At 37.6% G+C, this 303-nt stretch carries 1 protein-coding gene; it reads left to right on the forward strand.

Annotated features, from left to right (window positions below):
- Positions 1-51: 51 nt before the first annotated feature.
- A partial coding sequence (locus tag RJ01_RS16075; protein ID WP_171248490.1) for a transposase occupies positions 52-303 on the forward strand: 252 nt, incomplete at its 3' end.

The following is a 303-nucleotide window of genomic DNA, read 5'->3' on the forward strand; positions in this document are numbered from 1 at the left end:
TTTGTTGCATAAACCTAGCCTAGAAAGATTATTCAGTCCTATAATTTCAATATGAATAAACCTGCTCCTAAAATCTATCGTACAACTAACTGGTCTTCCTACAATCGTGCCCTCATTAACCGAGGTAATATTGCCATTTGGTTTGATCCAAACACTCAGTGGTATGCACAACCACAAGGCAAGCAAGGTCGAAATCAAACTTACTCTGATACCGCTACTCAATGCTGTTTAATGATCAAATCTCTATTCAGACTCTCTTTACGCATGGTCACAGGTTTTGTTCAAAGTTTGATTAAACTGTGT

The organism is Acinetobacter sp. YZS-X1-1 (genome assembly GCF_000804305.1).
Taxonomy (GTDB): Bacteria; Pseudomonadota; Gammaproteobacteria; order Pseudomonadales; family Moraxellaceae; genus Acinetobacter; species Acinetobacter variabilis.